Source organism: Arthrobacter sp. H41 (assembly GCF_000520535.1).
Classification (GTDB): Bacteria; Actinomycetota; Actinomycetes; order Actinomycetales; family Micrococcaceae; genus Arthrobacter_D.
On record NZ_KI914793.1, the window covers coordinates 1 to 9623 of the forward strand.

The following is a 9623-nucleotide window of genomic DNA, read 5'->3' on the forward strand; positions in this document are numbered from 1 at the left end:
GCACGCCGATCGGCTGCCATCGACGTGTCTTGTCGCCAGGTGCGGCTGCAGTGCTCGCACCGGTAGCGGCGCACCCGCACCAGCAACGTGGTGGGTCGGTGACCGAACGGCTCATGGGCGAGCTTACGGACAACGGTGTCTCGCACCATGCCTTCAGCACCGCAGGACCGGCACCACCGATCGGACTCGGGGACACGGCATTCGATCACCGCCCGACCCGGGCTCAGCTGCTGGCCGATAGCTTCAAGGCCGAGCTCATCGAGCCGGCAAAACGTGGTGAGGTCAGGGGCGTGAAAGGTAGCGTTGAACACGTCGAGGTCTTTCGGATGGGCAGCGTAGGAACTTCCATCATCGGAAGGCCTCGACCTCTATCCCCCCACCGACGCGCCCACCCCAGCCACACCCCCACACACTCTCAATTACGAAGAGCCATCAAACCTTCAATACCAGTCCATCTGTGTGAGCAGTCCGTGGAAACTTGCCTAACGCGTACGCAATCTAAGCTCCAGGCACGTCCGGGGTGGTGTGCACGGGAACCCAACCACCTGGTTTATGGTGCTGGTGATGCGGTGACGACGACGTTTTTGCCCCAGGGGTCTTCGGTGTAGCAGCTGATGATGATGAGCCGGTTCGGGACGATGTTCCAGATGTCGCTGGTCTTCAGGGAGTCCTTGTCGTGGGTGGTGATGGAATCCAGACCGCCGGGGTTGCCTCGATTCTTCCCCGGTTGACTACCCCGGTCCTCGGCTACAACGGGATCTTCCCCGGCCCGACGATCAGCCTCGACCAGGGCACCAAGGCCGTCGTGCGGATCAGCAACCAGCTCCCCGCAACCCACCCCACCGCCGGACACCTACTGTCCACCTCCACCCACCTGCACGGTTCCGCGTCCCTGCCGCAGTTCGACGGCTACGCGAGCGACGTGACCAACACCGGGTTCTACAAGGACTACCAGTATCCCAACTTCCAACCGGCCCGCACCCTCTGGTACCACGATCACGGCGTGCACTTCACGGCCCAGAACGCCTATTCGGGCCTTGCCGGGCAATACCACATGCACGACCCGCTCGAGCGGACGCTTCTCCCGCAAGGGAACTTCGATGTTGCCCTCACCGTCTCGGACGCCATGTTCGCCGAGAACGGCGCCCTCGGGTACGACGACAACACCCACTCCGGACTCTGGGGCGACGTGATCCTGGTGAACGGCAGACCGTGGCCGATCATGAAGGTGCAGAAGCGCATCTACCGCTTCCGCGTCCTCAACTGCAGTATCTCCCGCTCACTCCGGCCCACCCTGAGTACAGGAGATCCACTGATCATCGTGGGGACCGACGGCGGTCTGGTACCCGTGCCGCAACCGGTAACCAACTACCGTCATGCAGGTGCGGAGCGGTATGAATTTCTCATTGATTTCCGCAAGTACGCGACGGGGCAGCGCATCGAGCTGCGGAACCTCTCGAACAAGAACAATGTGGACTACGACTTCACCCACAAAATCATGGCCTTCGACGTGGTGGGTGACACCGTCGATACGATCGATCCGACCTGGAATACCGTTCCCGCGGCACTGGTCCCCAGCGAGGCCATGAACCTCACGCCGGCCCAGGCCACCAAGACCCGCCGCTTCCGGGTCAAGCGCGATGACGTGACGAACCTCTGGACCATCGACGGCGGAACTTGGCAGGAGGTCATCGCGAGCGAGTACCGTAAGACCATCGCGGACGTGGAGCTCGACGCCGTCGAGATCTGGGAGTTCGAAAACAGCTCGGGAGGCTGGTTCCACCCCATCCACCTCCATCTGATCGATTTCCAGATCCTCAGCCGCAACGGCAGGCCGCCTTTCGCCTACGAGCGTGGACCGAAGGATGTGGTGTATGTGGGAGAGGGCGAGACCGTGAGGCTGCTCATGAAGTTCGGTCCCCACCGCGGGCGCTACATGGTCCACTGCCATAACCTGCCGCATGAGGACCACGACATGATGGTCCAGTTCAGTGTGGGGATCAAGGACTTCGACGGCGACCCCAACGATCCCATCAAAGCCGCACCTCCCCAGTTCGGCACCGGAGCCTAGAGGTTTCGGACGATGGACATCGACCGGGCGCCCCGGCGCGATGCGCGTAAGGCGCCCGGTGAACGCCCTCCGACGATAGTGCTTGCGGTCCTCCTGCTGGTGACGCTGCTGGCGGTCCGGCTCTGGATCGTCGAGCCGCTGACAGTCGCTTCCGACAGCATGGAACCGGCAGTGGCACAGTACAGCACGGTACTGATGCTCAAACCGTTCTCCCGGGAGCAGGTGGCGCCGGGCGCCCTGATCGTCTTCATCAGCCCTGAGGGAGGTACTCCGACCCTGAAGCGAGTCGTGGCAGTCGGCGGGCAGACCGTAGCCATCGAGGACTCGATCCTGCTGGTGGACGGGGAACCGATGCCCGAGCCCGGAATCGATCACACCCGCATCGATGGGACCTACTTCGGCCCCGTTCAGGTCCCCGAAAGTCACGTCTTTGTCCTGGGAGACAACCGCGCCGGGTCCATCGACTCGCGAGATTACGGGAGCATTCCCCTGGAGGCACTCCTCGGCGTCGTGCTCTGGCCGTGATCGCGAGTGCAGGACGCGGCTCAGCCGTCGGTGTGGTGCGAGAGGCCGAGGGACAAGCGCAGATCATCCGGCCCCTCCAGTGCAAGCTCCACGGCACGGTTGGGAATCTCGAAGATCAACTCCGTGTTCGCGGTGCTTCCCTGGCGGATGTCCTGGTTTCCCGGCACCGAGAGAAGAAGCTCACTCGTCCCTGCCGCCAGCCCGCTGATCGAATAGTCCGCGGGATCGAACGGAATTCCTTCAGGTTCCAATGCGGTGAGTTCGAGCACCACCCGCACCCGGTGCGCTCCTGCGGAGGCGGGAGCGTCGAGTATCGTCGATTCGCCGGCGTCCGGGGGCGTCCAGCCGTCCTCTTCGACGGGGACGATTCCGTTGATGCGAGCCAGCCCGCCGTCCAGAACCGCTGCGGCCCCCAGCGGCGTACTGCTCTTCTCCTCCCCAGCCAGGAAAAGCATTCCTCCACCGGTGACAACCGCCAGGAGGACCACGAACATTATCGCCCTGCCGCGCGTTAACCAGGTGTTGGTTCCGCTGGCAGGCGGGCCGGCAGAAAGGAGTGACTCTTCAGGTTCGATGGGATCACCGGCAACATTCATACCTTCAGCGTGGCGGCGCGACCATGGGAAAACCTTGTCCGGCCACCCGCAGAAATGCCTCGAATAAACCTCAAGGATTCCCGAAGGTTGTTGGGCGACCCTATGCGTAGGTGTTATGGCTGCTGCTCGATACCCAGCACGTGTCGACAGCTCTCGCAAGGAGAACGGTTGTGTCCGAAACATCCCGCTCCGCGGACCCGGAGGTTCATCCAGCACAGGACGGCTCCATCTTCCTGGCTCAGGTTCGGCCGTTCCGGGGCACCGACGCCGAGGTCGCCGCCCTCCTCCAAGCTGTCTCCACCCAGATCACCAAGGACCTGTTGACCACGAGCTCCGCGGTGATCGGAGCCATCATCCTCGCCACATGCAACCGCTTCGAGATCTACTGTGAGACCTCGCCCACCTCGACGGCCCGAACCGCCTGTTCGGACACCCTTGAATCCGTCAGCCATTGCACGGGCCTCGCCCTGTTCCCCCTCTCGTCACTCTTTGCCTACAGCTTCGGACTGTCCGTCACACAACACCTGTTCACGGTCGGAGCCGACCTCGATTCCGCAGGCGGGGGTGAACGCGAGATGTCCACCGAGATCCGCAGTGCCCTGGCCATGGCCCAGGCCGCGGGCACTGCCAGCGCACGGCTGGTCCGGTTGTTCCAGGCGGCGTCGCGCACAGCGGACGAGGTGGAGGCCTGGGTCGACCGCTGCAGCACAGGAACCTCGATCGCCACGGTGGCGCTCGACATCGCGACCGGCTTTCCGCGTCCGGCCCTCTCCGAGGTGTCGGTGGTGCTCCTCGGCACAGGGAACCTTGCGGGCTGCGTGGTTGAACTGCTCAAGAGCCGGGATTGCTCAGCCGTCTGTGTGTTCTCCTGGTCCGGCCGGGCTGAAGCGTTCACGGCACAGCGGGGTGGGACCGCGTTGACCCTTCTCGAACTGCCGACGGCGATGGCCAGGGCGGACATGCTGATCGGCTGCAGCGGGGCAGGTGCCCGCATCACCGAGCCCATCCTGGCGCTCACGAGGCGAAGGGCCGGAAAACCCCTCACCGTCCTCGATCTGGCACTCAGTCGCGATTTCGACCCGCAGGTGGCGGGAATTCCCGGCGTCGAACTGATCACCCTCGAGGCGGTGCAACTCGCGGCTCCTGCCACCGACCTCGAGGTTCTGCGGCATGCGTATGCACTGGTCCAGCAGGCAGCGCACCAGTTGGAGAAACAGGCTGGTTCGGACTGACGATCCAGCTCACCCGACTACAGGTCGGCGAGCACGCTCCCAGGGTTCTCCATGGCATCAGCAACGTAACGGAGGAACCCTCCGGCGGTTCCGCCGTCGCACACCCGGTGGTCGAAGGAGAGCGTCAGTTCCGTCACCTTGCGGACGGCCAGCGCGCCGTTCACAACCCAGGGTCGGTCGAGAATCCTGCCGACTCCAAGAATGGCCGATTCCGGGAAGTTGATGATGGCCGCGCTGCCGTCCACTCCGAAGACCCCGTAATTGTTGAGGGTGAACGTTCCGGAGGTGAGGTCGGCCGGCGTCGCCCTGCCCTCGCGCGCAAGGGCGGCGAGCCGGCGGATCTCGACGTCGAGCTCCCGCGTGTTCATCCTGTCGGCGTTCCGGACACTCGGCACCAGGAGTCCCCTGTCCGTCTGCGCAGCCAGCCCGAGGTTCACCCCCGCCACCCGGAGAATCTCCTGTGAGCCGTCATCAAGGGTGTTGATGCGCGTGTTCAGTTCGGGATACCGGGCAAGACCCGCCACCACGAACCGGGCGATGAAGGCGAGCAGGCCCGGCGCCGAATCCGCACCGCGCAGCTTCAGCTGGGCTCGCAACTCGACGAGGGCCGTGACATCCGCGTCAACCCACACTGTTGCCTCGGGTATCTCCCGCCGGCTCCGGGACATGGTGTCCGCCACGGTCTTCCGCACGCCCCGCAGCGGGGCCCGGTCGAGCACCGGCAACCCGGAGCGCGGATCGGTCCCTGAACCAGCGGCTCCAGCCTCGGATGACGAAGTCGCAACCGGCGCGGCAAAGCTCGCTGCAGGCGGGGAGGACGACGGCGGTTCCGCCCGGGCGGCCGAGGCGGTCTCGACGTCCCGGCGGAGGATCAGCCCGTCCGGGCCGCTGCCGGGGATGTCGCCGAGCGTCAGGCCGGCCTCCCTGTCCGTCTGCGCAGCCAGCCCGAGGTTCACCCCCGCCACCCGGAGAATCTCCTGTGAGCCGTCATCAAGGGTGTTGATGCGCGTGTTCAGTTCGGGATACCGGGCAAGACCCGCCACCACGAACCGGGCGATGAAGGCGAGCAGGCCCGGCGCCGAATCCGCACCGCGCAGCTTCAGCTGGGCTCGCAACTCGACGAGGGCCGTGACATCCGCGTCAACCCACACTGTTGCCTCGGGTATCTCCCGCCGGCTCCGGGACATGGTGTCCGCCACGGTCTTCCGCACGCCCCGCAGCGGGGCCCGGTCGAGCACCGGCAACCCGGAGCGCGGATCGGTCCCTGAACCAGCGGCTCCAGCCTCGGATGACGAAGTCGCAACCGGCGCGGCAAAGCTCGCTGCAGGCGGGGAGGNCCCGGGCGGCCGAGGCGGTCTCGACGTCCCGGCGGAGGATCAGCCCGTCCGGGCCGCTGCCGGGGATGTCGCCGAGCGTCAGGCCGGCCTCCCGTGCAGCCCTCCGGACCAGCGGCGAGACACACAGGACCGCTCGCCGGGCTGAAGGCTCTTCTCCGTGGTCGTCCGGTTCGCGGGCTGCCGACCCGCCGGGGGCGGGTTCGGGGACGACAGGCCCAGGGACGATCGATGCGATCTCCACCCGGGACGGCGCCGCTCCGGTTCTGGGCTTCCTGGTGCGGCCGCCGGTCAACCCGCCGGGTGTCCCGTAACCGATCAGGACGTTGCCCGAGCCGCTTTCCGCCTCGGGCACCGGCGCTTCATCAAGCGCAGCCGCGGGAGAGATACCGGCGCGCTCCTCCGTACGGTACGCCTCGGCTGCTGAGGCCGCCTCGCCCGAAGGAGTTGCCCCGGATGCAGAACCGGTCACGCCGGGTACAACCGTTCCCGCCACGCCGGCGGCGCGCACCGAGATCAGCGGCGCTCCGACGTCGAGCGTCTCCCCCGGAGCGCCGTGCAGCACGGCCACCGTTCCGGCGAAGCGGGAGGGCACCTCGACCACCGACTTGGCAGTTTCCACTTCGGCGATGGCCTGATCCACAACCACTTCATCGCCCTCCGTGACGAGCCAGGACACCAGTTCGGCTTCGGTGAGGCCTTCGCCGAGGTCGGGAAGGTTGAACACCAGCAGGGCGGGAGGTGCTTCGGCGCTCATGGTCAGTCCTCCCACTGCAGGGCGTCGACGGCATCGAGGATGCGGTCAACACTCGGCAGGTAATAGGATTCGAGCTTCGGGGAAGGGTAGGGGACGTCGAACCCCGTGACGCGCAGTACCGGTGCCGCAAGGGCGTGGAAGCAGCGTTCCTGGACCCGTGCCACGATCTCCGAGGCAACCGAGGCGAAGCCCGGGGCTTCGGCAATTACGACGGCTCGGCCGGTCCTGCGGACGCTGGCGCACACGGTCTCGTCGTCGAACGGAACGATCGAGCGGACGTCGATCACCTCGAGGGAGCGCCCTTCCGCGGCCGCGGCGGCCGCAGCGGCCATGGCGGTGGGAACCGACGGGCCATAGGCGATCAAGGTGGCGTCGGTGCCCGCCCTCGCAACGACAGCACTGCCGATGGAGCGGAGCCCGGTCTGCTCGTCGAAGGTCCGGCGGAGTTCGGTGAGATCGAGCTCCTCCTTTGACCAGTACAGCTTCTTCGGTTCGAGGAACACCACGGGGTCGGGCAGGGCGATGGCCTCCCGGAGCATGGTGTAGGCATCGCGGACCGTGGCCGGAGCCAGGACCGTCAGGCCCGGGGTGTGGGCGTAGTAGGACTCCGAGGAGTCGCAGTGATGCTCCACTCCCCCGATCCCGCCGGCGTAGGGGATACGGATGACCATGGGGAGCATGACCCTGCCCCTGGTGCGGTTCGGGATCTTCGCCACATGGCTGACCACCTGCTCGAAGGCGGGATAGGCAAAGGCATCGAACTGCATTTCGACGACGGGACGCATGCCGTTCATCGCCATGCCGATGGCCATGCCCACGATGCCCGCCTCGGCCAACGGCGTATCGAAGCAGCGTTCTTCACCGAATCGCGCGGTGAGTCCGTCGGTGACGCGGAAGACGCCTCCCAGCGGGCCGACGTCCTCGCCGAACATCAGGACCGAGGCGTCGGCCTCCATGGCATCGGCGAGCGCCGCGTTCAGCGCCTTGGCGAAGGTGACCGGGACGGCAGTGGAGTCGCGGGCGGAGCCTGCCGGGCGTTCGGCGATCTGGGTCATGATGGGATTTCCTCGCGGGTCAGTTCCTCGCGGAGCATTTCGGCCTGCTCGCGCAGCTGGGACGTTTTCTGGGAGTAGACGAAGGCGAAGAGATCCTGTGGGTCCACCTCGACCTCCTCGTTGAGCCCGTCGCGGATCGAGGCGGCGAGGAAGTCGGCCTCGGCTGCGAACCGGGCCTCCGCAGCGTCGTCGAGCAGGTTCAGGTTCCGCAGGTAGGTCCGCATGCGGCTCAGCGGATCCTTCGGGATCCAGGAATCGACGTCGGCGGCCGAGCGGTACCTCGTGGCGTCGTCGGCGTTGGTGTGTGCCTGCATCCGGTAGGTGTGGGCTTCGACGAGGGAGGGTCCTCCGCCGTCGCGTGCCCGGGATACCGCGGCACCGAGGACCGACAGCAGCGCGGCGACGTCGTTGCCGTCCACGCGCTCACCGGGCATGCCGTAGCCGATCCCCTTGTGCGCCAGGGACGGCGCGACCGATTGGTTCTTCAACGGCACCGAGATGGCGTACTCGTTGTTCTGGACGAAGAAGACCACCGGGACGTGGAAGACTGCCGCGAAGTTCAGCGCCTCGTGAAAATCACCCTCGCTCGTGGCACCGTCGCCGCACAGAGCGAGGACCACGGTGTTCTCGCCGCGCAGCTTGGCCGCATGGGCAACACCCACGGCGTGCAGCAGCTGGGTGGCGAGCGGCGTGGCCTGGGTGGCGACGTTGTGTTCGTAGGGGTCGTAGCCGGAGTGCCAGTCGCCGCGCAGCAGTGTCAGCACCTCGAGGGGATCGACTCCTCGCGTGATGACGGCCACCGTGTCGCGGTAGGTGGGGAACAGCCAGTCCTGCTTGTCGAGCACGACGGCGGCAGCCACCTGGCACGCCTCCTGCCCGTGGGAGGACGGGTAGACCGCCATGCGCCCCTGGCGAACGAGGGCGTTGGCCTGGTCGTTGACCCTGCGGCCGGTGACCAGCCGGGCGTAGGCGCGGACCAGTTCGTCGCCGTCGGGCAGCGGATAACGGTCGTCGTGCCGGTGCGTTCCGGAGGAATCGATGAGCTGCACCGGGCTCGACGACGGCAGGAGGGCCGTCTCCGGGTTGCCGCTGCGATGCTCGCGGTCCTTCATTGGACTGTCGAACTGCCGATCCGCGGGAATAGTCATTTTCGCCTCCATGTGCCGCTGGGTCAGCGACTCGATGCCTTGGGACACCGCCTCCACTGATGGATGCTGTGTCACTCCAAGTATGGCTTTCTCCGGAAATCGTCGCCACAAGTGCCGGAAAGTCTGGATAAAATTCGACGATTGACGTAATCTTGAAGACGAATAGGCAGTGTGAGCTGGATTACGGTGAGGGGCGTGGACAGGTGGTGGAGAAAGTCCTTGATGAGGTGGACCGGAGAATTTTGGCGGAGCTGACGCGGGATGCGCGCCAGTCGGTGACAGCGGTGGCGGAGAACGTGCATATTTCCAGGGCGCACGCCTATTCCCGCATCGGGAAGCTGACCGACGACGGAGTGATCACCCGCTTCACCGCAATTATCGACCCTGCGAAGGCCGGCCTCAGATCCTCCGCGTATGTCACCCTCAAGGTCCGGCAGCACGCCTGGCGTGAACTTCGGGAGAAGCTGCGGGAGGTGCCGGAGATCCACCACATCGCCCTGGTCGGCGGGGACTTCGACGTGATTCTCCTGGTCCGCGCGGAAGACAACGTAGGCCTCCGGCGCGTGATCTTCGATCAGTTGCAGTCCATGCCCGGCGTGCTCGACACCCAGACCTTCCTGGTGTTCGAGGACCTCGACACCCGGTAGGCGCGGCCTCAGCCGGTGAAGGTCGGTTTGCGCTTCTGCTGGAAGGCGGCGAAGCCTTCGGCGTAGTCTGCGGTTCTGCTGAGTGTCCCCTGGGCCGCGTTCTCCTGTCCCAGAGCTTCCCAGAACCCAAGCCGCTGGTCCCGGATCGAGGCGACAAGCTTCTTCGATTCCCGGAAGGCGGCGGTGGCACCATCGGCAACCGCATGGACCCTTTGCCGGGTGAATTCGAGCAGTTCCCCGGCTGGGACGGATCGGCTG

At 65.9% G+C, this 9623-nt stretch carries 10 protein-coding genes and 2 pseudogenes; 4 read left to right on the plus strand and 8 right to left on the minus strand.

Going from position 1 to position 9623, the window contains the following annotated elements; all coding sequences use genetic code 11:
- On the minus strand, positions 1-311 hold a 311-nt coding region (locus tag Y705_RS0108960), incomplete at its 3' end, for a transposase family protein (RefSeq protein ID WP_026532643.1).
- Positions 312-550: 239 nt separating this feature from the next.
- Positions 551-697 (minus strand): annotated as a pseudogene (locus Y705_RS23110) (class F sortase); the annotation flags it as partial.
- On the opposite strand from Y705_RS23110, the gene Y705_RS18620 reads away from it, so the two are divergent.
- Both Y705_RS18620 and lepB read left to right on the plus strand, forming a co-directional pair.
- Positions 677-2071 carry a multicopper oxidase family protein gene (locus Y705_RS18620; RefSeq protein ID WP_081737932.1) on the plus strand — a complete coding sequence of 465 codons (1395 nt, stop codon included), beginning with the start codon at positions 677-679 and terminating at the stop codon, positions 2069-2071. The pseudogene Y705_RS23110 and the gene Y705_RS18620 overlap by 21 nt on opposite strands.
- Positions 2072-2083: 12 nt before the next feature.
- A complete protein-coding gene (gene lepB, locus Y705_RS0108970; RefSeq protein WP_081737933.1) occupies positions 2084-2596 on the plus strand; it encodes a signal peptidase I in 513 nt (170 codons plus the stop codon).
- Between the two features lie 20 nt (positions 2597-2616).
- Here lepB and Y705_RS0108975 read toward each other — a convergent pair whose 3' ends face one another.
- Positions 2617-3192 (minus strand): hypothetical protein, encoded by a 576-nt coding sequence (locus Y705_RS0108975; RefSeq protein ID WP_162149062.1) that lies wholly within the window; start codon positions 3190-3192, stop codon positions 2617-2619.
- 170 nt (positions 3193-3362) lie between these two features.
- Here Y705_RS0108975 and Y705_RS18625 point away from each other — a divergent pair, with 170 nt between their 5' ends.
- Positions 3363-4424, plus strand: coding sequence for a glutamyl-tRNA reductase (locus tag Y705_RS18625; RefSeq protein ID WP_049822522.1), 1062 nt, complete (start codon positions 3363-3365; stop codon positions 4422-4424).
- A 17-nt stretch (positions 4425-4441) separates the two neighbouring features.
- Here Y705_RS18625 and Y705_RS18630 read toward each other — a convergent pair whose 3' ends face one another.
- The 4 genes from Y705_RS18630 to pdhA form a co-directional block, all read right to left on the minus strand.
- On the minus strand, positions 4442-5611 hold the full coding sequence (locus Y705_RS18630; RefSeq protein ID WP_081737938.1) for a dihydrolipoamide acetyltransferase family protein: 1170 nt from the start codon (positions 5609-5611) through the stop codon (positions 4442-4444).
- Positions 5565-6515, minus strand: a complete 951-nt coding sequence (locus Y705_RS0108990; protein ID WP_026532618.1) for a biotin/lipoyl-containing protein — start codon at positions 6513-6515, stop codon at positions 5565-5567. Before Y705_RS0108990 ends, Y705_RS18630 begins: the two co-directional genes overlap by 47 nt.
- 2 nt (positions 6516-6517) lie before the next feature.
- Entirely contained in the window at positions 6518-7570 is a 1053-nt protein-coding gene (locus Y705_RS0108995; protein ID WP_026532619.1) for an alpha-ketoacid dehydrogenase subunit beta, read from the minus strand.
- Entirely contained in the window at positions 7567-8682 is a 1116-nt protein-coding gene (gene pdhA, locus Y705_RS0109000; RefSeq protein WP_026532620.1) for a pyruvate dehydrogenase (acetyl-transferring) E1 component subunit alpha, read from the minus strand. The genes Y705_RS0108995 and pdhA overlap by 4 nt, the downstream gene beginning before the upstream one ends.
- Positions 8683-8921: 239 nt before the next feature.
- Here pdhA and Y705_RS0109005 point away from each other — a divergent pair, with 239 nt between their 5' ends.
- Positions 8922-9365: an Lrp/AsnC family transcriptional regulator gene (locus Y705_RS0109005; protein ID WP_026532621.1), complete on the plus strand. Its 444-nt coding sequence runs from the start codon at positions 8922-8924 to the stop codon at positions 9363-9365.
- Between the two features lie 8 nt (positions 9366-9373).
- Here the strand turns inward: Y705_RS0109005 and Y705_RS23115 are convergent.
- Positions 9374-9623, minus strand: a pseudogene (locus Y705_RS23115) (enoyl-CoA hydratase/isomerase family protein); the annotation flags it as partial.

Coding starts and splice junctions, on each gene's coding strand:
- lepB (WP_081737933.1), top strand. CDS start 2,084: ATGGACATCGACCGGGCGCCCCGGCGCGATGCGCGTAAGGCGCCCGGT.
- Y705_RS0108975 (WP_162149062.1), bottom strand. CDS start 3,192: ATGAATGTTGCCGGTGATCCCATCGAACCTGAAGAGTCACTCCTTTCT.
- Y705_RS18630 (WP_081737938.1), bottom strand. CDS start 5,611: ATGTCCCGGAGCCGGCGGGAGATACCCGAGGCAACAGTGTGGGTTGAC.
- Y705_RS0108995 (WP_026532619.1), bottom strand. CDS start 7,570: ATGACCCAGATCGCCGAACGCCCGGCAGGCTCCGCCCGCGACTCCACT.
- pdhA (WP_026532620.1), bottom strand. CDS start 8,682: ATGAAGGACCGCGAGCATCGCAGCGGCAACCCGGAGACGGCCCTCCTG.